General features: G+C 54.2%; 22 protein-coding genes. 15 read left to right on the top strand and 7 right to left on the bottom strand.

From position 1 onward, the window contains the following. The first annotated feature begins 27 nt into the window (after positions 1 to 27). The 10 genes from nusA to mtr all read left to right on the top strand — a co-directional run bounded on the left by nusA (position 28) and on the right by mtr (position 13,335). Positions 28 to 1,530, top strand: a complete 1,503-nt coding sequence (gene nusA, locus SBG_RS15095) for a transcription termination factor NusA (RefSeq protein ID WP_001031043.1) — start codon at positions 28 to 30, stop codon at positions 1,528 to 1,530. A 24-nt stretch (positions 1,531 to 1,554) separates the two neighbouring features. Beyond that, positions 1,555 to 4,236 (top strand): translation initiation factor IF-2, encoded by a 2,682-nt coding sequence (gene infB, locus SBG_RS15090; RefSeq protein WP_000133073.1) that lies wholly within the window; start codon positions 1,555 to 1,557, stop codon positions 4,234 to 4,236. Between the two features lie 290 nt (positions 4,237 to 4,526). Then, positions 4,527 to 4,928, top strand: a complete 402-nt coding sequence (gene rbfA / locus SBG_RS15085) for a 30S ribosome-binding factor RbfA (RefSeq protein WP_001040203.1) — start codon at positions 4,527 to 4,529, stop codon at positions 4,926 to 4,928. Next, on the top strand, positions 4,928 to 5,872 hold the full coding sequence (gene truB / locus SBG_RS15080; RefSeq protein WP_000089667.1) for a tRNA pseudouridine(55) synthase TruB: 945 nt from the start codon (positions 4,928 to 4,930) through the stop codon (positions 5,870 to 5,872). Before rbfA ends, truB begins: the two co-directional genes overlap by 1 nt. A 354-nt stretch (positions 5,873 to 6,226) precedes the next feature. Then, on the top strand, positions 6,227 to 6,496 hold the full coding sequence (gene rpsO, locus SBG_RS15075; protein WP_000059463.1) for a 30S ribosomal protein S15: 270 nt from the start codon (positions 6,227 to 6,229) through the stop codon (positions 6,494 to 6,496). A gap of 241 nt (positions 6,497 to 6,737) precedes the next feature. After that, positions 6,738 to 8,873 carry a polyribonucleotide nucleotidyltransferase gene (pnp, locus tag SBG_RS15070; RefSeq protein ID WP_015703031.1) on the top strand — a complete coding sequence of 712 codons (2,136 nt, stop codon included), beginning with the start codon at positions 6,738 to 6,740 and terminating at the stop codon, positions 8,871 to 8,873. A 109-nt stretch (positions 8,874 to 8,982) separates the two neighbouring features. Then, positions 8,983 to 9,867 (top strand): lipoprotein NlpI, encoded by an 885-nt coding sequence (gene nlpI / locus SBG_RS15065; protein ID WP_000802071.1) that lies wholly within the window; start codon positions 8,983 to 8,985, stop codon positions 9,865 to 9,867. 105 nt (positions 9,868 to 9,972) lie between these two features. Beyond that, the gene (yrbN, locus tag SBG_RS22680; RefSeq protein ID WP_010723222.1) at positions 9,973 to 10,053 is read left to right on the top strand and encodes a protein YrbN; all 81 of its coding nucleotides are present in this window, start codon (positions 9,973 to 9,975) and stop codon (positions 10,051 to 10,053) included. Continuing rightward, positions 10,046 to 11,938, top strand: coding sequence for an ATP-dependent RNA helicase DeaD (gene deaD / locus SBG_RS15060; RefSeq protein WP_000807241.1), 1,893 nt, complete (start codon positions 10,046 to 10,048; stop codon positions 11,936 to 11,938). Before yrbN ends, deaD begins: the two co-directional genes overlap by 8 nt. Before the next feature lie 152 nt (positions 11,939 to 12,090). After that, positions 12,091 to 13,335: a tryptophan permease gene (gene mtr, locus SBG_RS15055; protein ID WP_000224391.1), complete on the top strand. Its 1,245-nt coding sequence runs from the start codon at positions 12,091 to 12,093 to the stop codon at positions 13,333 to 13,335. Between the two features lie 83 nt (positions 13,336 to 13,418). Here the strand turns inward: mtr and SBG_RS15050 are convergent, their stop codons facing one another. The 3 genes from SBG_RS15050 to ubiU all read right to left on the bottom strand — a co-directional run bounded on the left by SBG_RS15050 (position 13,419) and on the right by ubiU (position 16,418). Next, positions 13,419 to 14,426 (bottom strand): luciferase-like monooxygenase, encoded by a 1,008-nt coding sequence (locus SBG_RS15050; RefSeq protein WP_000130445.1) that lies wholly within the window; start codon positions 14,424 to 14,426, stop codon positions 13,419 to 13,421. A 109-nt stretch (positions 14,427 to 14,535) separates the two neighbouring features. Next, positions 14,536 to 15,414, bottom strand: coding sequence for a U32 family peptidase (locus tag SBG_RS15045; protein ID WP_000877708.1), 879 nt, complete (start codon positions 15,412 to 15,414; stop codon positions 14,536 to 14,538). Positions 15,415 to 15,422: 8 nt separating this feature from the next. Then, entirely contained in the window at positions 15,423 to 16,418 is a 996-nt protein-coding gene (gene ubiU, locus SBG_RS15040; RefSeq protein ID WP_000421303.1) for a ubiquinone anaerobic biosynthesis protein UbiU, read from the bottom strand. Positions 16,419 to 16,634: 216 nt separating this feature from the next. Between ubiU and ubiT the strand changes: the two genes are divergently transcribed. Continuing rightward, positions 16,635 to 17,159 (top strand): ubiquinone anaerobic biosynthesis accessory factor UbiT, encoded by a 525-nt coding sequence (gene ubiT, locus SBG_RS15035; RefSeq protein WP_000884722.1) that lies wholly within the window; start codon positions 16,635 to 16,637, stop codon positions 17,157 to 17,159. Further along, positions 17,153 to 17,656 (top strand): GNAT family N-acetyltransferase, encoded by a 504-nt coding sequence (locus SBG_RS15030; RefSeq protein WP_000908568.1) that lies wholly within the window; start codon positions 17,153 to 17,155, stop codon positions 17,654 to 17,656. Before ubiT ends, SBG_RS15030 begins: the two co-directional genes overlap by 7 nt. Here the strand turns inward: SBG_RS15030 and SBG_RS15025 are convergent. Then, on the bottom strand, positions 17,643 to 17,960 hold the full coding sequence (locus SBG_RS15025) for a GIY-YIG nuclease family protein (protein ID WP_077909588.1): 318 nt from the start codon (positions 17,958 to 17,960) through the stop codon (positions 17,643 to 17,645). The genes SBG_RS15030 and SBG_RS15025 overlap by 14 nt on opposite strands. Before the next feature lie 37 nt (positions 17,961 to 17,997). Here SBG_RS15025 and SBG_RS15020 point away from each other — a divergent pair, with 37 nt between their 5' ends. Beyond that, a complete protein-coding gene (locus SBG_RS15020) occupies positions 17,998 to 18,441 on the top strand; it encodes a YhbP family protein (RefSeq protein ID WP_000380414.1) in 444 nt (147 codons plus the stop codon). Here the strand turns inward: SBG_RS15020 and SBG_RS15015 are convergent. Beyond that, positions 18,421 to 18,939, bottom strand: a complete 519-nt coding sequence (locus tag SBG_RS15015; protein ID WP_000037594.1) for a type 1 glutamine amidotransferase domain-containing protein — start codon at positions 18,937 to 18,939, stop codon at positions 18,421 to 18,423. The genes SBG_RS15020 and SBG_RS15015 overlap by 21 nt on opposite strands. A gap of 130 nt (positions 18,940 to 19,069) precedes the next feature. Between SBG_RS15015 and SBG_RS15010 the strand changes: the two genes are divergently transcribed. Next, complete coding sequence (locus SBG_RS15010) at positions 19,070 to 19,705, top strand: NAD-dependent epimerase/dehydratase family protein (protein ID WP_000084529.1); 636 nt, start codon at positions 19,070 to 19,072, stop codon at positions 19,703 to 19,705. Positions 19,706 to 19,884: 179 nt separating this feature from the next. Next, positions 19,885 to 20,922: a permease gene (locus tag SBG_RS15005; RefSeq protein WP_000918621.1), complete on the top strand. Its 1,038-nt coding sequence runs from the start codon at positions 19,885 to 19,887 to the stop codon at positions 20,920 to 20,922. A 94-nt stretch (positions 20,923 to 21,016) separates the two neighbouring features. Here the strand turns inward: SBG_RS15005 and dolP are convergent, their stop codons facing one another. Together dolP and diaA are read right to left on the bottom strand one after the other, a co-directional pair. Beyond that, entirely contained in the window at positions 21,017 to 21,592 is a 576-nt protein-coding gene (dolP, locus tag SBG_RS15000; RefSeq protein ID WP_000643279.1) for a division/outer membrane stress-associated lipid-binding lipoprotein, read from the bottom strand. Between the two features lie 9 nt (positions 21,593 to 21,601). Next, entirely contained in the window at positions 21,602 to 22,192 is a 591-nt protein-coding gene (diaA, locus tag SBG_RS14995; RefSeq protein WP_000893481.1) for a DnaA initiator-associating protein DiaA, read from the bottom strand. Positions 22,193 to 22,201 lie beyond the last annotated feature (9 nt).

Here is a 22,201-nt window from a genome sequence, read left to right as displayed (position 1 = left end):
CAGTCTGGATGAGGTGAAAAGCCCGCGATGAACAAAGAAATTTTGGCTGTTGTTGAAGCCGTCTCCAACGAAAAAGCGCTGCCACGCGAAAAAATTTTTGAAGCGCTGGAAAGTGCGCTGGCGACAGCGACAAAGAAAAAATATGAGCAGGAGATCGATGTTCGTGTAGAAATCGATCGTAAAAGCGGCGATTTTGATACTTTCCGCCGTTGGTTGGTTGTTGAAGAAGTGACTCTGCCAACGAAGGAAATTACGCTGGAAGCGGCGCGTTTCGAAGACGAAAGCCTGAACGTTGGCGATTATGTTGAAGATCAGATTGAATCTGTCACCTTTGACCGTATTACCACCCAGACCGCAAAACAGGTTATCGTCCAGAAAGTGCGTGAAGCCGAACGGGCAATGGTCGTGGATCAGTTCCGCGATCAGGAAGGTGAAATCGTCACCGGCGTCGTCAAGAAAGTTAACCGTGATAATATCTCTTTGGAAATCAAATCCGAAGGGATGGCGGGGAGCGCTGAAGCGGTCATCCTTCGCGAGGATATGCTGCCGCGCGAAAACTTCCGCCCCGGCGACCGTATCCGCGGGGTACTTTATGCCGTTCGTCCGGAAGCGCGCGGTGCGCAACTGTTCGTCACCCGTTCCAAGCCGGAAATGCTGGTCGAACTGTTCCGCATTGAAGTGCCAGAAATCGGCGAAGAAGTGATTGAAATTAAAGCGGCGGCTCGCGATCCGGGTTCTCGCGCGAAGATCGCGGTGAAAACCAACGACAAGCGTATCGATCCGGTTGGCGCCTGTGTAGGTATGCGCGGCGCGCGTGTTCAGGCTGTCTCTACCGAACTGGGCGGCGAGCGTATTGATATCGTCTTGTGGGATGATAACCCGGCGCAGTTTGTCATTAATGCGATGGCACCAGCAGACGTCGCTTCTATCGTGGTAGACGAAGATAAACATACCATGGATATCGCCGTTGAAGCCGGTAACCTGGCGCAGGCGATCGGACGTAATGGTCAGAACGTCCGCCTGGCTTCGCAGCTGAGCGGCTGGGAGCTCAACGTAATGACCGTTGATGACCTGCAGGCTAAACATCAGGCTGAAACCCATGCCGCTATCGAGATCTTTACTAAATATCTTGATATTGATGAAGAGTTCGCGACCGTTCTGGTAGAAGAAGGATTCTCCACGCTCGAAGAACTGGCCTATGTGCCAATGAAAGAACTGCTGGAAATTGACGGCCTTGATGAGCCGACCGTTGAAGCGCTGCGTGAGCGCGCTAAAAACGCACTGGCCACACTGGCGCAGGCCCAGGAAGAAAGCCTCGGTGATAACAAACCGGCTGACGATCTGCTAAATCTGGAAGGATTAGATCGCGATATGGCTTTCAAACTGGCGGCTCGTGGTGTTTGTACGCTGGAAGATCTCGCCGACCAGGGCATTGATGATCTGGCTGATATCGAAGGGTTGACCGACGAAAAAGCCGGTGAGCTGATTATGGCTGCCCGTAATATTTGCTGGTTCGGCGACGAAGCGTAATAAACTGTAGCAGGAAGGAACAGCATGACAGATGTAACCGTAAAAGCGCTGGCCGCAGAGAGACAGATTTCCGTGGATCGCCTGGTACAGCAGTTTGCTGATGCAGGTATCCGGAAGTCTGCTGATGACTCTGTGTCCGCACAAGAGAAACAAGCTTTACAGGCGCACCTGAACCGCGAAGCGGGTTCAGGTCCCGATAAATTGACGCTGCAGCGTAAAACGCGTAGCACTCTGAATATTCCTGGTACCGGTGGAAAAAGTAAATCGGTACAAATCGAAGTCCGCAAGAAGCGCACCTTTGTAAAACGCGACCCGCAAGAGGCAGAACGCCTTGCCGCGGAAGAACAGGCGCAGCGTGAAGCGGAAGAGCAAGCCCGTCGTGAGGCAGAAGAACAGGCCAAACGCGAGGCGCAACAAAAAGCTGAACGCGAGGCCGCAGAACAAGCTAAGCGTGAAGCCGCTGAAAAAGCGAAACGTGAAGCTGCGGAAAAAGACAAAGTGAGCAATCAACAGACTGACGATATGACCAAAACCGCCCAGGCCGAAAAAGCCCGCCGTGAGAATGAAGCTGCAGAACTGAAGCGTAAAGCGGAAGAAGAAGCACGTCGCAAACTTGAAGAAGAAGCGCGTCGTGTAGCAGAAGAAGCTCGCCGCATGGCGGAAGAAAACAAATGGACCGATAACGCGGAGCCGGTTGAAGATACCAGCGATTATCATGTGACCACTTCTCAGCACGCTCGCCAGGCCGAAGACGAAAGCGATCGTGAAGTCGAAGGGGGCCGTGGCCGTGGCCGCAATGCGAAAGCGGCGCGCCCGGCGAAAAAAGGCAACAAACACGCTGAATCGAAAGCCGATCGCGAAGAGGCTCGTGCTGCAGTTCGCGGTGGCAAAGGCGGCAAGCGTAAAGGGTCCTCCCTGCAGCAAGGCTTCCAGAAGCCTGCCCAGGCCGTTAACCGTGACGTGGTGATCGGCGAAACCATCACCGTTGGCGAACTGGCGAACAAGATGGCGGTCAAAGGTTCTCAGGTCATCAAAGCGATGATGAAACTGGGCGCAATGGCCACCATCAACCAGGTCATCGACCAGGAAACCGCACAGCTGGTTGCCGAAGAGATGGGCCACAAGGTTATCCTGCGTCGTGAAAACGAACTGGAAGAAGCGGTAATGAGCGACCGTGACACCGGCGCTGCGGCTGAGCCGCGCGCACCGGTCGTGACCATCATGGGTCACGTTGACCATGGTAAGACCTCTCTGCTGGACTATATTCGTTCAACGAAAGTCGCCTCTGGCGAAGCGGGCGGTATTACCCAGCATATCGGTGCGTATCATGTTGAAACTGACAACGGGATGATCACCTTCCTGGATACCCCGGGCCACGCCGCGTTTACCTCCATGCGTGCGCGTGGTGCGCAGGCAACAGATATTGTGGTTCTGGTTGTTGCCGCGGACGATGGCGTGATGCCGCAAACTATCGAGGCTATCCAGCACGCGAAAGCGGCAGGTGTGCCGGTCGTGGTGGCAGTGAACAAAATCGATAAGCCGGAAGCCGATCCGGATCGCGTTAAAAACGAACTGTCCCAGTACGGTATTCTGCCGGAAGAGTGGGGTGGCGAAAGCCAGTTTGTCCACGTCTCGGCAAAAGCCGGAACCGGTATTGACGAACTGCTGGACGCTATCCTGCTGCAGGCCGAAGTTCTGGAACTGAAAGCCGTTCGTAAAGGTATGGCGAGCGGCGCGGTGATCGAATCCTTCCTGGATAAAGGTCGTGGTCCGGTTGCAACCGTTCTGGTTCGCGAAGGTACGCTGCATAAGGGCGATATCGTTCTGTGTGGCTTCGAATACGGTCGCGTGCGCGCGATGCGTAACGAACTGGGTCAGGAAGTGTTGGAAGCGGGTCCGTCTATTCCGGTGGAAATTCTGGGCCTGTCCGGTGTTCCGGCTGCGGGTGACGAAGTGACCGTGGTACGTGACGAGAAGAAAGCGCGTGAAGTTGCGTTGTACCGTCAGGGCAAATTCCGTGAAGTGAAACTGGCGCGTCAGCAGAAATCGAAACTTGAGAACATGTTCGCCAACATGACCGAAGGCGAAGTTCACGAAGTGAACATCGTGCTGAAGGCTGACGTTCAGGGCTCCGTAGAAGCCATCTCCGATTCCTTGCTGAAACTGTCTACCGACGAAGTCAAAGTGAAGATCATCGGTTCTGGCGTGGGAGGTATCACCGAAACCGACGCTACACTTGCTGCGGCGTCCAACGCGATTCTGGTTGGCTTTAACGTGCGTGCAGATGCTTCCGCACGTAAAGTGATCGAATCTGAAAGTCTGGATCTGCGTTATTACTCCGTCATCTATAACCTGATCGACGAAGTAAAAGCGGCGATGAGCGGTATGCTGTCTCCGGAACTGAAACAGCAGATCATCGGTCTGGCTGAAGTGCGCGATGTGTTCAAATCGCCGAAATTCGGCGCTATTGCGGGCTGTATGGTAACTGAAGGCGTGGTTAAACGTCACAACCCGATTCGTGTTCTGCGCGACAACGTGGTTATCTACGAAGGCGAGCTGGAATCCCTGCGCCGCTTCAAAGATGATGTTAACGAAGTCCGTAACGGCATGGAATGTGGTATTGGCGTGAAAAACTACAACGACGTCCGCGCTGGCGATATGATCGAGGTGTTCGAGATTATCGAGATCCAACGTACCATCGCATAATCTTCGTCGTCTTTCGGGCCGCAGCTGTGTTGGCGACGTGTGTTCACCCCGGTGACATCGTTATCGATGTCACCGGGGATGGATGAGGGACACCTATATCCCTCACCGGAGGTCAGCCTTCGGCTGTGTCAATTCGTTCCCAACGAATTTGTCACACGCTTGCCGCCTTGCTGCAACCTAAAATACTTAGAAGATTATTTTGCGTAGGCCGGGTAAGCGAAGCGCCACCCGGCATGAATTTCAAAAGGGGCTGATGGCCCCTTTTTTGTCTTTATTCTGGAGAATTGATTATGGCGAAAGAATTCGGTCGCCCACAGCGCGTGGCGCAGGAGATGCAAAAAGAGATTGCTATCATCCTGCAACGCGAAATTAAAGATCCGCGTCTCGGTATGATGACCACTGTATCCGGTGTCGAGATGTCTCGTGACTTGGCCTATGCCAAAGTCTACGTGACCTTCCTGAACGACAAAGATGAAGACGCGGTAAAAGCGGGCATCAAAGCGTTACAGGAAGCGTCCGGTTTTATCCGTACCTTGTTGGGTAAAGCGATGCGCCTGCGTATTGTGCCGGAACTGACCTTCTTCTACGACAACTCGCTGGTCGAAGGGATGCGTATGTCCAACCTGGTGACTAACGTGGTGAAACATGACGAAGAGCGTCGTGTGAACCCGGACGACAGCAAGGAGGACTAATGAGTCGTCCTCGTCGTCGTGGCCGCGACATTCACGGCGTTTTGTTACTGGATAAGCCACAGGGCATGTCCAGCAATGACGTGCTACAGAAGGTTAAGCGCATCTATAACGCCAACCGCGCCGGGCATACCGGCGCTCTGGACCCGCTGGCGACCGGCATGTTGCCGATTTGCCTCGGTGAAGCGACCAAGTTTTCGCAGTATCTGCTGGACTCAGACAAGCGTTATAGGGTGATTGCCCGTCTGGGACAGCGTACCGACACTTCTGATGCCGACGGGCAGATCGTACAGGAGCGCCCGGTGAACTTTACGCCCGAACAGCTTGCCGCTGCGCTTGATACCTTCCGTGGCGATATCGAACAGGTTCCGTCGATGTATTCCGCTCTGAAGTATCAGGGGAAAAAACTGTACGAATACGCTCGTCAGGGAATTGAAGTTCCTCGTGAGGCCAGGCCGATCACCGTCTATGAGTTGCTGTTCATTCGCCATGAAGGGGATGAACTGGAGCTGGAAGTGCACTGCTCGAAAGGTACCTACATCCGCACCATCATCGATGATTTGGGTGAGAAGCTGGGCTGCGGCGCCCATGTCATTTACCTGCGTCGCCTGAGCGTCAGTAAGTATCCGGTCGATCGTATGGTGACGCTGGAGCAACTGCGTGCGCTGGTTGAACAGGCGGAACAACAGGGGATTGGTGCCGGAGAACTGCTTGATCCGCTACTGATGCCGATGGATAGTCCGGCTTCGGACTACCCTATTGTCAATCTGCCGTTAACATCTTCTGTGTACTTCAAAAACGGTAATCCGGTTCGCACCGCTGGCGCGCCGCTGGATGGACTGGTCCGTGTGACGGAAGGCGAAGACGGGAAGTTTATTGGCATGGGCGAGATTGACGATGAAGGCCGCGTCGCGCCCCGCCGCCTGGTAGTAGAATACCCGGCGTAGCGTTGCTTCGTCTTGCGATAAAAGAGCGCTGCGAGTAGAATACCGCCGCTTAACGTCGCGTAAATTGTTTAACAATCTGCGGGCGTGTACACAACATCATTCGGACTGCATTAAGGCGGCAAGGAAGAGACAAATTCGTCTGGAACGAATTTGCACAGCCGAAGGCTGCCTCTGGTGAGGGATAAGCATGTCCCTCATTACATCTTCAGGCGTTTACGCAAGTAAGTGGCGTAAGTGGCTGAGGTGAGCAGACGCAGCTAATGTTGAGGCAGTTTGAAGGGTGAAGTGTATATACTGGGATCGCTGAATTAGAGATCGGCGTCCTCTCATTCTTAAATACTTTGGAGTTTTAAAATGTCTCTAAGTACTGAAGCTACAGCTAAAATCGTTGCAGAGTTTGGTCGTGATGCAAACGACACCGGTTCTACCGATGTTCAGGTTGCTCTGTTAACTGCACAGATTAACCACCTGCAGGGTCACTTTGCAGAGCACAAAAAAGATCACCACAGCCGTCGTGGTCTGCTGCGCATGGTTTCTCAGCGTCGTAAACTGCTCGACTACCTGAAACGTAAAGATGTTGCACGCTACACTCAGCTTATTGAGCGTCTGGGCCTGCGTCGCTAATTTTTGCGAGTTTCAAAAAAAGGGGCCTTACGGCCCCTTTTTTCAAGTGGACGGCAGCAATTCACTGGAAACTAATGTATTGTTGCTATGAATGATCTTCCGTTGCAGAGGTTCGCGCGGCTAATGAGAGGCTTCACCCATAAGCGTGGGTTAGGGTTGTCATTAGTCGCGAGGATGCGCAGAAGATCGGGTATTAACGACGGCGCCTGTTGTGCCGTCAAAATTTGGAAAGGATATTATTTTGCTTAATCCGATCGTTCGTAAATTCCAGTACGGTCAGCATACCGTTACGCTGGAAACTGGCATGATGGCGCGTCAGGCCACTGCCGCCGTTATGGTTAGCATGGATGACACCGCCGTATTCGTTACCGTTGTGGGGCAGAAAAAAGCCAAACCAGGCCAGGATTTCTTCCCGCTGACCGTTAACTATCAGGAGCGTACCTACGCTGCTGGCCGTATTCCGGGTAGCTTCTTCCGCCGTGAAGGCCGTCCGAGTGAAGGCGAAACCCTGATCGCGCGTCTGATTGACCGCCCGGTTCGCCCACTATTCCCGGAGGGTTTCGTCAACGAAGTGCAGGTCATTGCGACCGTGGTTTCCGTGAATCCGCAGGTTAACCCTGACATCGTTGCGATGATCGGCGCCTCCGCTGCGTTGTCGCTGTCTGGTATTCCATTCAACGGCCCCATTGGCGCGGCGCGCGTGGGTTATATCAACGAGCAGTACGTGTTGAACCCAACGCAGGACGAGCTGAAAGAAAGCAAACTGGATCTGGTGGTTGCCGGTACTGAAGCCGCTGTGCTGATGGTGGAATCCGAAGCCGAATTGTTGAGCGAAGATACGATGCTGGGCGCGGTGGTATTCGGTCACGAACAGCAGCAGGTGGTTATCCAGGCGATCAACGACCTGGTGAAAGAGGCGGGTAAACCGCGTTGGGACTGGCAGCCGGAAGCTGTCAACGACGCCTTGAACGCGCGCGTGGCTCAACTGGCGGAGTCTCGCCTGAGCGACGCGTATCGCATCACCGACAAACAAGAGCGTTACGCTCAGGTTGACGTGATCAAATCTGAAACCATCGAAACGCTTATGGCAGAAGACGAAACCCTGGATGCTAACGAGCTGGGTGAAATTCTGCACGCGATCGAGAAAAACGTCGTTCGTAGCCGTGTACTGGCAGGCGAACCGCGTATCGATGGCCGTGAAAAAGACATGATCCGTGGTCTGGACGTGCGTACAGGCGTGCTGCCGCGTACCCATGGTTCCGCGTTGTTCACCCGTGGCGAAACGCAGGCACTGGTTACTGCAACGCTGGGTACCGCTCGTGACGCGCAGGTGCTGGATGAGTTGATGGGCGAACGTACCGATACCTTCTTGTTCCACTACAACTTCCCTCCGTACTCCGTAGGCGAAACCGGCATGGTCGGTTCTCCGAAGCGTCGTGAAATTGGTCACGGTCGCCTGGCGAAGCGTGGCGTGCTGGCGGTGATGCCGGATATGGACAAATTCCCGTACACCGTTCGCGTGGTGTCTGAGATCACTGAATCCAACGGTTCTTCCTCCATGGCTTCCGTGTGCGGTGCTTCTCTGGCGCTGATGGACGCTGGCGTGCCGATCAAAGCCGCCGTGGCCGGTATCGCGATGGGCCTGGTAAAAGAAGGCGACAACTACGTTGTGTTGTCTGATATCCTGGGCGACGAAGATCACCTGGGCGATATGGACTTCAAAGTGGCGGGTTCCCGCGACGGTATCTCTGCGCTGCAGATGGATATCAAAATTGAAGGCATCACCAAAGAGATCATGCAGGTAGCGCTGAATCAAGCGAAAGGTGCCCGTCTGCACATCCTGGGCGTGATGGAACAGGCGATCAATGCGCCGCGCGGCGATATCTCTGAATTCGCACCGCGTATTCACACCATTAAGATCAGTACGGACAAGATCAAAGATGTGATCGGTAAAGGCGGTTCTGTGATCCGTGCGCTGACCGAAGAAACTGGCACCACTATTGAAATCGAAGATGACGGTACGGTGAAGATCGCCGCGACCGACGGTGAAAAAGCGAAATACGCTATCCGTCGTATTGAAGAGATCACTGCGGAAATCGAAGTGGGCCGCATCTACAATGGTAAAGTGACCCGTATCGTTGACTTTGGCGCGTTTGTTGCCATTGGCGGCGGTAAAGAAGGTCTGGTTCACATTTCTCAAATTGCGGATAAGCGCGTAGAGAAAGTGACTGACTACCTGCAGATGGGCCAGGAAGTCCCGGTTAAAGTTCTGGAGGTTGACCGCCAGGGCCGCGTTCGTCTGAGCATTAAAGAAGCAACCGAGCAGTCTCAACCTGCGGCTGCCCCGGAAGCTCCGGCGAGCGAACAGGGCGAGTAAGGTTGCCTTTTGCCCTCCGCATTGCGGAGGGCTTTTGACCTGGCTGGACGCCTTGTTGAGCCACCGGGGAACAGGACGTTCATTCAATCGTTGTCTTCGGGAGTGGGAAATGAAGCCTTTTTTGCGCTGGTGTTTCGTTGCGACAGCACTCACGCTGGCAGGATGCAGTAATTCCGGCTGGCGTAAAAGTGAGGTCCTCGCAGTGCCATTGCAACCGACGTTACAGCAGGAAGTGATTCTGGCGCGCATGGAACAGATTCTTGCCAGTCGGGCTTTAACCGATGACGAACGCGCACAGCTTTTATATGAGCGCGGAGTGTTGTATGATAGTCTTGGTTTGAGGGCACTAGCGCGAAATGATTTTTCACAAGCGCTGGCAATCAGACCGGATATGCCTGAGGTATTCAATTACTTAGGTATTTATTTAACGCAGGCAGGCAATTTTGATGCTGCCTATGAAGCGTTTGATTCTGTACTAGAGCTTGATCCAACTTACAACTACGCGCACTTAAACCGCGGTATCGCATTGTATTACGGCGGCCGTGATAAGTTAGCGCAAGATGATCTGCTGGCGTTTTATCAAGACGATCCCAATGATCCTTATCGCAGCCTGTGGTTGTATCTTGTTGAGCAGAAGCTTAATGAGAAGCAGGCGAAAGAAGCGTTAAAAGCGCGCTTCGAGAAATCGGATAAAGAGCAATGGGGATGGAACATTGTCGAGTTCTACCTGGGCGACATTAGCGAAGCAACGCTGATGGAACGTCTCAAGGCGGACGCAACGGATAACACCTCGCTCGCTGAGCATCTCAGTGAAACCAACTTCTATTTAGGTAAGTACTACCTAAGTCTGGGGGATTTGGACAGCGCTACGGCTCTGTTCAAACTGGCGGTGGCCAACAACGTTCATAACTTTGTTGAGCACCGATACGCATTGTTGGAATTATCGCTCCTGGGCCAGGACCAAGATGACCTGGCAGAATCGGACCAGCAATAGCTGACGAACATATCAGCCCGTAATCTTTTTGATTGCCATCACCTTTGCGGGTGAGGGCGTTGTTGTTCGTTAATACACCTACTTTGAGCCGGTTCACACTTTTCAATGAAAATTGCAGATCAATTTCATGATGAGTTATGTAGACTGGCCGCCATTAATTTTGAGGCACACGTACTACATGGCTGAATTCGAAACCACTTTTGCAGATCTGGGGCTGAAGGCTCCTATCCTTGAAGCCCTTACCGATCTGGGTTACGAAAAACCATCTCCAATCCAGGCAGAGTGCATTCCGCATCTGCTGGGCGGTCGCGACGTGCTGGGTATGGCCCAGACCGGTAGCGGCAAAACCGCAGCGTTTTCTTTACCGCTGCTCAACAATCTCGATCCTGAGCTGAAAGCACCACAGATTCTGGTGCTGGCGCCGACCCGCGAACTGGCGGTTCAGGTCGCTGAAGCGATGACGGATTTCTCTAAACATATGCGCGGCGTAAACGTGGTTGCCTTGTACGGTGGCCAGCGTTATGACGTGCAGTTACGCGCCCTGCGTCAGGGGCCGCAGATCGTCGTCGGTACGCCGGGACGTTTGCTGGACCACCTGAAGCGTGGCACTCTGGACCTCTCTAAACTGAGTGGCCTGGTGCTGGATGAAGCCGACGAAATGTTGCGTATGGGCTTCATTGAAGACGTTGAAACTATTATGGCGCAGATCCCGGAGGGTCATCAGACCGCTCTGTTCTCCGCCACCATGCCGGAAGCGATTCGTCGCATTACCCGCCGCTTTATGAAAGAGCCGCAGGAAGTGCGCATTCAGTCCAGCGTGACCACCCGTCCTGACATCAGCCAGAGCTACTGGACGGTGTGGGGAATGCGTAAAAACGAAGCGCTGGTGCGTTTCCTGGAAGCGGAAGATTTTGATGCGGCGATAATTTTCGTGCGTACCAAAAACGCGACTCTGGAAGTGGCGGAAGCGCTGGAGCGTAACGGCTATAACAGTGCCGCGTTGAACGGCGACATGAACCAGGCGCTGCGTGAGCAGACTCTGGAACGCCTGAAAGATGGCCGCCTGGATATCCTGATTGCCACCGACGTTGCGGCCCGTGGCCTCGACGTTGAACGCATTAGCCTGGTGGTGAACTACGATATCCCGATGGACTCTGAGTCCTACGTTCACCGTATTGGCCGTACTGGTCGCGCGGGTCGCGCTGGCCGCGCGCTGCTGTTCGTTGAGAACCGCGAGCGTCGTCTGCTGCGCAACATCGAACGCACCATGAAGCTGACCATTCCGGAAGTTGAACTGCCGAATGCGGAACTGTTAGGCAAGCGTCGTCTGGAAAAATTCGCCGCAAAAGTTCAGCAGCAGTTGGAAAGCAGCGATCTGGATCAGTACCGTGCGCTGCTGGCGAAAATCCAGCCGACCGCCGAAGGCGAAGAACTGGACCTTGAAACGCTGGCTGCCGCGCTGCTGAAAATGGCGCAGGGCGAACGTCCGCTGATCCTGCCGCCAGACGCGCCGATGCGTCCGAAGCGCGAATTCCGTGATCGTGATGATCGTGGTCCGCGCGATCGTAACGATCGTGGTCCGCGTGGCGACCGTGAAGATCGTCCGCGTCGCGAACGCCGTGATGTTGGCGATATGCAGTTGTACCGCATCGAAGTGGGCCGTGATGACGGCGTAGAAGTACGCCATATCGTTGGTGCGATTGCTAACGAAGGTGATATCAGCAGCCGCTACATTGGTAATATTAAGCTGTTTGCTTCTCACTCCACCATTGAACTGCCGAAAGGTATGCCGGGTGAAGTACTGCAGCACTTTACGCGTACTCGCATTCTGAACAAACCGATGAATATGCAACTGCTGGGCGATGCACAGCCGCATACCGGTGGTGAGCGTCGTGGTGGTGGTCGTGGTTTTGGTGGCGAGCGTCGTGAAGGCGGTCGTAATTTTAGCGGTGAACGTCGTGAAGGTGGCCGTGGTGATGGCCGTCGTTTCAGCGGCGAGCGTCGTGAAGGTAGCCGTGGTCCTCGTCGTGAAGAAGGTGCCAGCCGTCGTCGTTTCGGTAGCGATGCCTAATTCTCGTTGACCTGCATTTTCGCAGCGTAAAGTAAAATATACAGCCCCGATGTTATTATCGGGGCTTTTTTTATTTCTTTTGTACTCGCGTACTGGTACAGTGTGACGTATTGATAAGTGGTCACAATATAAATGACTGGAGAGATGGCTGAATGGCAACACTAACCACCACCCAAACGTCACCTTCGCTGCTTGGCGGCGTGGTGATTATCGGCGGGACAATCATTGGAGCGGGGATGTTCTCCCTGCCGGTGGTTATGTCCGGGGCGTGGTTCTTCTGGTCGATGGCGGCATTAGTTTTTACCTGGTTTTGTATGCTGCATTCTGGACTGATGATCCTCGAAGCTAACCTGAACTACCGCATAGGATCGAGCTTCGACACCATTACTAAAGACCTGCTGGGGAAAGGCTGGAACGTTGTCAACGGTATTTCCATTGCCTTTGTGCTTTACATCCTGACCTATGCCTATATCTCCGCGAGCGGTTCGATTCTGCATCATACTTTTGCCGAAATGTCATTGAATGTACCGGCGCGTGCCGCAGGGTTTGGTTTTGCGCTGCTGGTAGCGTTTGTGGTGTGGCTGAGTACAAAAGCGGTCAGTCGAATGACGGCGATTGTGCTGGGTGCCAAAGTGATTACTTTCTTCCTAACCTTCGGCAGCCTGCTGGGGCACGTTCAGCCTGCCACGCTATTTAACGTGGCCGAAAGCAACGCGTCATATACGCCATACCTGCTGATGACTTTGCCATTCTGTCTGGCCTCTTTTGGTTATCACGGTAACGTGCCGAGTCTGATGAAATATTACGGTAAAGATCCGCGAACAATCGTCAAATGCCTGGTGTATGGCACCCTGCTGGCGCTGGTGCTTTATAGCGTCTGGTTGCTGGGGACAATGGGCAACATCCCGCGTCCTGAATTTATTGGCATTGCGCAGAAGGGCGGCAATATTGATGTGCTGGTACAAGCGCTAAGCGGTGTGCTGAACAGCCGCAGCCTGGATCTACTGCTGGTCGTGTTCTCTAACTTTGCCGTTGCCAGTTCTTTCCTCGGCGTAACGCTGGGCCTGTTTGACTATCTGGCGGATCTGTTTGGCTTTGATGACTCGGCCATGGGGCGCTTTAAGACTGCGCTGCTGACCTTTATACCACCGATGGTGGGCGGTTTGCTGTACCCGAACGGTTTTTTGTATGCCATTGGTTATGCCGGTCTTGCGGCAACCATTTGGGCGGCAATCGTTCCGGCGTTGCTGGCGCGTAAATCACGTAAACGTTTCGGCAGTCCGAAATTCCGTGTCTGGGGCGGTAAACCAATGATTGCGCTGATTCTGGCATTTGGCGTGGGGAACGCCCTGGTACACATCTTGTCGAGCTTTAATCTGCTCCCGGTTTATCAGTAAACGTGCGCCGGATGGCGGCTGCGCCTTATCGGGCCTACAGGTCGTGTAGGCCCGGTAAGCGAAGTGCCACCGGACAAGCCGAACTACCCCACTAACTCCTCTTTCACTTCCATCGCCAGCGCAAACGAATGCCGCCGCGCCTGATGATCAAAGATCTGGCCGTTAACCATAATTTCATCCGCCTGGGTTTCCCGCAGAATAGCTTCCAGCCCGTGGCGAACTTTCGCTTTATCACCGACCAGCGACATGCTCAACGCCTGCTGCACGCCATACTGCTCGGACGGCGACCAGAAGGTATCCATGTTCTCGATCGGCGGCGGCAGTTGCCCCGTTTCCCCACGGCGTAACTTCACAAACGCCTGCTGCATTGACGTAAACAGGAATTCCGCATCACGATTGCTGTCGGCGGCAATGATGTTGATGCACACCATCGCATATGGCTTTGCCAACCGCGCTGAAGGTTTGAACTGGGTGCGGTAGAGGTGCAGCGCCTGGAACAGCATGTCCGGCGCAAAGTGCGAGGCGAACGCAAACGGCAGGCCAAGCTGTGCCGCCAGTTGCGCGCTATACAGACTGGAACCAAGCAGCCATACCGGAATTTTCTCGCCGTAGCCGGGCACTGGACGCACCTGCGGGTTAGGATCGCGGGCATCAAACCAGCCCACCAGTTCAGCTACGTCGCGCGGAAAGTTATCAATATCGCCGCTCATATGGCGGCGCAGCGCGCGCATCGTCGGCTGGTCGCTACCCGGCGCGCGCCCCAGACCTAAATCGATACGCCCTGGATAGAGCGTATTCAGCGTGCCGAACTGCTCGGCAATCACCAGAGGAGAATGGTTAGGCAGCATCACGCCGCCGGAGCCTAAATGCAGTGTGGTCGTGTTCGCCGCCAGATAGCCAATCAGCACCGAGGTTGCCGCGCTGGCGATACCGGTCATGTTGTGATGTTCCGCCAGCCAGTAGCGATGATAGCCACGCTTTTCAGCGAGGCGAGCGAGATCCAGCGAGTGTGAGAAGGCCTCTTTTGCCGAAGCCCCTTCAGAGATCGGCGCCAGATCCAGCACTGAGAATGGAATCGTTTTGTCAGTCATAACTGCTCACTTTGTTATCCGTTAATCTTTTCATACTGCATTAAAGATTAGCGAATGTGGTTAACAAAGTGAGCTTTATTAGACTGAATACCTGTTGGCGCTGCGCTTATCAGGCCTGTAACGCCAGTCCCGCCAGACGCCTCCAGTAGCCGTTACAGTCACTATGTACGGCAAGCGCTAATGGCGCATCACCGTTTTCGTTAGCACGAAAGGCGTCAAGCATGGCAAATGTCTCCGTACCCAGCGGCGACAGCCGGACAATGTCCACCAGCCCCTGCATCGACGCCAGTTCGTTGCCGAGGTTATAAACATAGCCGCTCATGGTCTGGATGCCGTTGAGGACAAACACCTGTTGGTTTTCTTGTGAAAGCACGTTGCGTCCGTTCGGGTATTTGATGCAGCAGGTTTCGCACTCATCTTTCGGACGATCTTCTGAGCGGGCGGTAAAGCAGCGGGCGGAGTAGGCCAGCGGCAGATGCCCATAGCTCAATACCTCCACTTCGAACTGATTGCGGATACCCAGCTCATCACACTGATTGAGCAAATTTACCAACCAGTCGCGGGATAACTCCACCGGCATACACCAGCGCACCATGCCTTCTTTGAGCAGCAGGCGCAGCGTTACCGCGTTGTAGCAGTTCAGCGCATGGCCTGCAACAAACGGCAGCTTGCGCTCGGCACACAGGTTTACCACGCCGAGATCGCTGGCTTCCAGCAGAAAGTCGCCGTTGTCCACATAGCGTTTTAGCTCGCCTAATTCAGATGACGCCTGGACCAGCGCCAGCGTGGAGAGCACCACCTGCTTGCCGCTGGCGGCGAGAGATTTCGCCATCTCCAGCCAGTCGCCGACTTTAGTGGCGCGACGCTTGCTGCACACCGCTTCGCCCAGGTAAATAACGTCAGCGCTACTTTCGGCGGCCTGCTGATAAAAATCATCCAGTGTCTCTTTTGGCCAGTAATAAAGTACCGGCCCTAAGGAATATTTCATAGTTCCTCTCACTGCCATTTACGATGATACGCGCCGAGCGTGGTCTGGGTGCCTTCAGACATCGCGCCGAGCGTCTCCATCCAGTCGCGCTGTGGAATGAAGTTCTGCGGGTCGGCTTTACAGCGATCGATCGCCTGGCGCCACACTTTCGCCACCTGGCTGACATAGGCCGGGCTGCGCTGGCGGCCTTCGATTTTCACTGAGGCAATGTTGGCCGCCATCAGCTCCGGCAGCAGTTCCAGCGTGTTGAGGCTGGTGGGTTCTTCCAGCGCATGATAGCGTTCGCCATCCACCAGATAGCGGCCTTTACACAGTGTCGGGTAGCCCGCGTTTTCGCCGTCCTGATAACGGTCGATCAGCACATCGTTCAGACGCGATTCCAGCCCCTGCGGGGTTTGCTGCCAACGAACAAAGCGAGCAGGAGAACAAGCGCCAACGGTGTTAGGCGACTCTCCAGTCAGATAGGAGGAGAGATAGCAGCGACCTTCCGCCATAATGCACAGGCTGCCAAAGGCAAAGACTTCCAGAGGCACCGGCGTGACGCGGGCGAGTTGCTTCACCTGATGAATCGACAATACGCGTGGCAGTACTACACGATGGACATTAAAGTTGCGATGATAAAAATTGATCGCCTCTTCGTTGGTTGCCGAGGCCTGAACGGAAACATGGCGCTCAATGTGCGGGTAACGCTCTGCGGCGTATTCCAGCATGGCGAGGTCTGCGAGGATCAACGCATCGGCGCCAAGCTGCGCCGCCATATCCACGGCGCGCTGCCAGCGGGCATAGCCGTCCGGATGCGCAAAAGTATTAATGGCGATGTGTAATTTGCGGCGATGCTGATGAACAAAGTTCACCGCTTCCTGCAATTTTTTTTCGGTAAAGTTAAGGCCGGCAAAGTGACGGGCATTGGTATCGTCTTTTAACCCGATGTAAACGGCGTCAGCGCCGTTTTCGATGGCCGCCTTCAGCGCCGGAAGGTTTCCGGCAGGGCAGAGCAGCTCCATAATTTATCCTGAGGGTTACGTCTGAGACGCAAAATTGTTAACGAACAGGGATTTTAGTTAACCTTGCTGCGACAATTTTTGATTTAAGGCAGTTAAAGGCGTATTGGTAACACCAATAATGGGGTAGAAAATCAGACTCATTTGTTGATTTACGCCGCCATGTGATTTATTGGATATGGCAAAATAACAGGACTATGGAAACAGGGAGTAAAGCTCGTGTTAGATAAACTGCGTTCACGCTTAGTTCATGCTGGCCCGTCTCTGATGAGCGTACCGGTTAAACTGACGCCCTTTGCGCTAAAGCGCCAGGTTCTGGAACAGGTCCTGAGCTGGCAGTTTCGTCAGGCGCTGGCCGATGGAGAGCTGGAATTCCTCGAAGGTCGTTGGTTAAGCATTCACGTTCGTGATATTGGCCTGCAGTGGTATACCACGGTTGAAAATGAAAAACTGATCGTAAGCCAGCAGGCGGACGCCGACGTCAGTTTTAGCGCCGACGCCAGCGATCTGTTAATGATAGCTGCCCGTAAGCAGGATCCGGATACGCTCTTTTTCCAACGCCGACTGGTTATTGAAGGCGATACTGAGTTAGGGTTGTATGTGAAGAATTTGATGGACGCCATCGAACTGGAGCAGATGCCGAAAGCGTTACGCGTTATGCTGCTGCAACTGGCGGATTTTGTTGAGGCGGGCATGAAGCCCTCGTCGGAAACTAAACAGACCTCGGTAGGTGAGCCATGCTAATTCGAGTCGAAATACCCATTGATGCGCCTGGTATTGATGCGCTGCTGCGCCGTTCATTCGAAAGCGATGCGGAAGCGAAGCTGGTTCACGATCTGCGTGAAGATGGTCTCCTGACGCTGGGGCTGGTGGCCACGGATGATGAAGGTCAGGTGGTCGGCTATGTGGCGTTTAGTCCGGTTGACGTACAGGGCGAAGATCTACAGTGGGTTGGCATGGCGCCGCTGGCGGTTGATGAAAACTACCGTGGGCAAGGGCTGGCGCGCCAGTTGGTTTATGAAGGACTGGATTCGCTCAACGAGTTCGGCTACGCGGCGGTGGTGACTCTGGGCGATCCGGCGTTATACAGCCGTTTCGGTTTTGAACTGGCTGCCCATTACGATCTTCACTGCCGCTGGCCCGGTACGGAAAGCGCTTTCCAGGTACACCGTTTAGCCGAGGATGCGCTGGAAGGCGTGACTGGCCTGGTGGAGTATCACGATCATTTTAATCGCTTTTAAGCGTTGGCGTTTGCAAACTGGCCAGCAACGCCTCAAATGTCTCGCGTTCTGTCACCAGGCATTCCTTCTGACGCTTTGTGAGCTGTTTAATGCGATATTCTATGCGCAGGGCCAGCGAGCGATCGCCCACCTGCGCCGCAAATGCCAGCGTTAATTCGCCTTTTCCCCGTAACGCTTTTGCGCCTTTTCCCGTTTGATGCTGTTTGTAACGTCGCGCCACATCGGTGGTTATCCCGGTGTAAAGCGCGTTGTCGGCGGTACGAATCAGATACAGATACCAGGGTGTCATTGTCGCCATCAGAATGATAATTTTCAGATTCCCAGTATAAGCGAGAATAAAGATGGACACACTTACCGCCATTAGCCGTTGGCTGGCAAAACAACATGTAGTGACCTGGTGCGTACATCATGAGGGAGAACTGTGGTGCGCCAACGCGTTTTATCTGTTCGATGCGCAAAACGTTGTGTTTTATCTGTTAACGGAGGATAAAACCCGCCACGCGCAAATGTCAGGACCGCGTGCGTCGGTCGCGGGCACGGTCAACGGTCAGCCGAAAACGGTAGCGTGTATCCGCGGTGTACAGTTTAAAGGGGAAATGCGCCGTCTGGAAGGGCAGGAGAGCGACGTAGCGCGTAAAGCATATCTTCGTCGCTTCCCGGTCGCCAGAGTGCTGCCCGCGCCAGTGTGGGAAATCCGGCTGGATGAAATTAAATTCACCGACAACACGCTGGGATTTGGTAAAAAAATGCACTGGCTACGCGATTCACGCGCCCAGCAAACGTAGTGCCTCGCGGTTAAATGCCGGCAGGTCGTCAGGCGTACGGCTGGTCACTAACTGGTCTTTATCGACAACAACTTCCTGATCGTAAAACTCCGCGCCTGCGTTCTTCACATCGATAATAATCGGTTTCACCGCAGTGAGTTTGCGGCCACGAATGACATCAGCGCTGATCAGCAATTGTGGGCCGTGACAAATGGCAAAGACCGGTTTGCCGCTGTTCACGAAGTCGCGGGTAAAATCCACGAAACGGCTGTCGCCGCGTAGCGAGTCTGGCGAATGCCCGCCCGGTAATAGCAAGGCGTCGAAATCGTCGGGGCGAACATCATCAATCGCCTTATCAATGGTGACGCTGGCCTCGCCTTGTTTTCCTTTCACCATTTTACCTGCTTCTTTTTCGATAGTAATAACCTCATGCCCGGCCTGGCGGAATTCGGCTGCGGGCGAGGTAAATTCTGAATCTTCAAATTCATCGGTAATCAAAACGGCAATTTTCTTACTCATGCGTTTCCTCCGCAGTGTTGGCTTTGGATCAGGCAAATTTCCCACAATGATGGATACTTACCTCGTAGACTATTAAGCCTGGTCGATGGGGCTGAGAGTGCAAGGTGGACAATTCTGTAAAGGAGCGAGAATGAGTCAGGTACTGATTACTGGCGCGACCGGACTGGTGGGCGGCCATCTGCTGAGAATGCTGATGAATGCCCCGCAGGTAAGCGCTATTGCCGCGCCGACGCGTCGCCCGCTGACGGATGTTGCCGGCGTCTATAACCCTCACGATCCGCAACTTACGGACGCGTTAGCGCAGGTAACCGACCCGGTGGATATTGTCTTTTGCTGTCTGGGCACCACCCGGCGTGAAGCGGGAAGTAAAGAAGCGTTTATTCATGCGGATTATACGCTGGTAGTCGATACCGCGCTGACCGGACGTCGCCTGGGGGCGCAGCACATGCTGGTGGTCAGTTCGATGGGAGCAAATGCGCACTCTCCATTTTTCTATAACCGGGTGAAAGGGGAAATGGAAGAGGCATTAATCGCGCAAAAATGGCCTCGTTTGACGATCGCCCGGCCTTCAATGCTGCTGGGCGACAGAACGCATCAGCGGATGAACGAAACGCTGTTCGCTCCACTATTCCGGCTGCTGCCTGGAAACTGGAAATCGATTGACGCACGGGATGTGGCGCGCGCCATGCTGGCGGTAGCGCTGACACCAGACCAGGACGGTGTGACGATTCTGACTTCATCGCAACTGCGGGAAAAAGCAGTGTAGTTGCGCCGGGTATTTGCCGGATGGCGACGCTGAGGCGTTTTATCCGGCTTACACCTGCGTATCGCCTGTAGGCTGGATAAAGCGTAGCCCTCATCCGGCAAAAAACACCATTTCCAACCTCTCTCTGAAAGCGTAGTATTCCCGGACTTAATTTATCTTATCATCTCCTGGGGAATGTTATGGCTGGTCAGTCTTCATCTCAGGCGGCAACACCGTTTCAATGGTGGAAACCCGCACTCTTTTTTCTGGTGGTCATCTTCGGTCTCTGGTATGTGAAATGGCAACCTTATTACGGCAAAGCCTTCACTGCGGCGGAAACGCACAGCATCGGTCAATCCATCCTGGCGCGAGCCGCAACCAATCCGTGGCGGGCGGCGTGGGACTATGCAATGGTCTATTTTATCGCGGTCTGGAAGGCAGCGGTGCTGGGGGTGCTACTCGGATCGCTGATTCAGGTTCTGATCCCCCGTGACTGGCTGCGGAGAACGTTGGGGGCGTCGCGCTTTCGCGGCACGCTATTTGGCACGCTTTTTTCGCTGCCCGGCATGATGTGCACTTGTTGCGCGGCGCCGGTTGTCGCAGGAATGCGTCGTCGGCAGGCGTCCATGGGCGGAGCACTGGCATTCTGGATGGGGAATCCGCTGTTAAACCCGGCGACTCTGGTGTTTATGGGCTTTGTTCTCGGTTGGCATTTTGCGGCAATTCGGCTGATCGCTGGACTGGCGATGGTGCTGGTCGTGGCAACGCTGGTACAGACATGGGTACAAGAGACGCCGCAGCCCATCATGCCAGTGGCGCTCGCTGAACCTGAACCGCAGGGCGGATTTTTTGCGCGTTGGGGAAAGGCGTTATGGGCGCTTTTCTGGAGTACGATTCCGGTTTATATCCTGGCGGTGTTGGTATTAGGCGCTGCCCGTGTCTGGCTGTTTCCCCATGCCGATGGCGCGATGGATAATAGCCTGATGTGGGTGATAGCGATGGCTGTGGCGGGCTGTTTGTTTGTGATCCCGACAGCGGCAGAAATTCCCATTGTGCAAACGCTGATGCTGGCAGGGATGGGCACCGCACCCGCGTTGGCATTGTTAATGACGTTACCCGCTATCAGCCTGCCTTCGTTAATTATGCTACGTAGCGCTTTTCCGGCAAAAGCGTTGTGGCTGACCGGGGTGCTGGTAGCAATAGCGGGCATGATAGTGGGAAGCCTGGCGCTGGTGTAAGACAGGAGCACCGGGGACGCTTTGCTTTCCCTGCCTGCGTTAACGCTGCATTTTAGGCCGGATAGGGCATTGATGCCGCTATCCGGCGAACAAGTTATTTAATATACGTAAAGGCAGTGGTCACGCGTTTTACACCGCCCACCCGGCTGGCGATATCCGCTGCCGCTTTACCTTCACGCTCAGTCACTAGTCCCAGCAGGAATACTTCACCATTTTCGGTCGTCACTTTCACATTTGACGATTTTACCTGATCGCTGGTTAGTAACTGTGAGCGCACTTTCGTGGTGATCCAGGTATCGTTAGAGGCGGTTCCCAGGCCGATAGGCTGCCCCTGGCGAATCTCGTTATACACCTCGGTAGTACCTTCAACCCCCATCGCGATCTGCTTAGCGCGTGCGGAGAGTTCGCTGTTTGGCGACTGGCCGACTAATAAAACCTTGCCCTGATAGGCAGTGACATTGATGCGCGTCTCTTTTTTAATTTGCTCATCTTTCGACAGCGCGCTGCTGACACGCAGTTCCAGCGTTCCGTCATCCACCTGGGTACCCACGCTGCGCGGGTCGGTTGCAGCTTTGGTACCAACGGCGGCCGTACCCACTACCGCGGCGGCGACGCAACCTTGCAATAGCAACGCAGAAATAAGGACTGCGAGCGGCGAAAATGCCTTCATGTGTACTCCTTAATCATCCTGGTGAGGAAAAAGCGTGTTATCGATCAAATCGCACAGGCAGTTTACCGTTAGCATATGCATTTCCTGAATGCGTGCGCTGTGGTGTGAAGGGATACGAATTTCAACATCCTGCGGCCCCAGCAGTCCGGCCAGCTCGCCCCCATCATACCCGGTTAGCGCCACGATGGTCATGTCACGCGTGACGGCTGCTTCAACGGCTTTTACGATATCGCGACTATTACCACGCGTAGAGATCGCCAGTAAAACATCGCCTGCATGCCCCAGCGCCCGGACTTGTTTTGCATAAACTTCATCGTGCAGACGATCATTGGCGATCGCTGTTAAGACCACATTATCGGTATTTAGTGCAATGGCGGGTAAACTGGGCCGCTCCGTTTCAAAGCGGTTAATCATGCTGGCAGCAAAATGCTGTGCGTTGGCAGCGGACGTCCCATTACCACAACAGAGAATTTTGTTGCCGTTAAGCAGGGAGTGAACCAGCGTCATGGCGGCGCGGGAAATGGCATCCGGAAGCGCTTCCGCCGCAGCAATTTGAGTTTGAATGCTTTCTGTAAAGCAGACTTTGATTCTTTCGAGCACGCTAATCCT

The sequence above is a fragment of the Salmonella bongori NCTC 12419 genome (genome assembly GCF_000252995.1).
GTDB classification, from domain to species: domain Bacteria; phylum Pseudomonadota; class Gammaproteobacteria; order Enterobacterales; family Enterobacteriaceae; genus Salmonella; species Salmonella bongori.
Note: the sequence above shows the minus strand (reverse complement) of the source record. Positions and strands in the feature narration are given on the sequence as shown.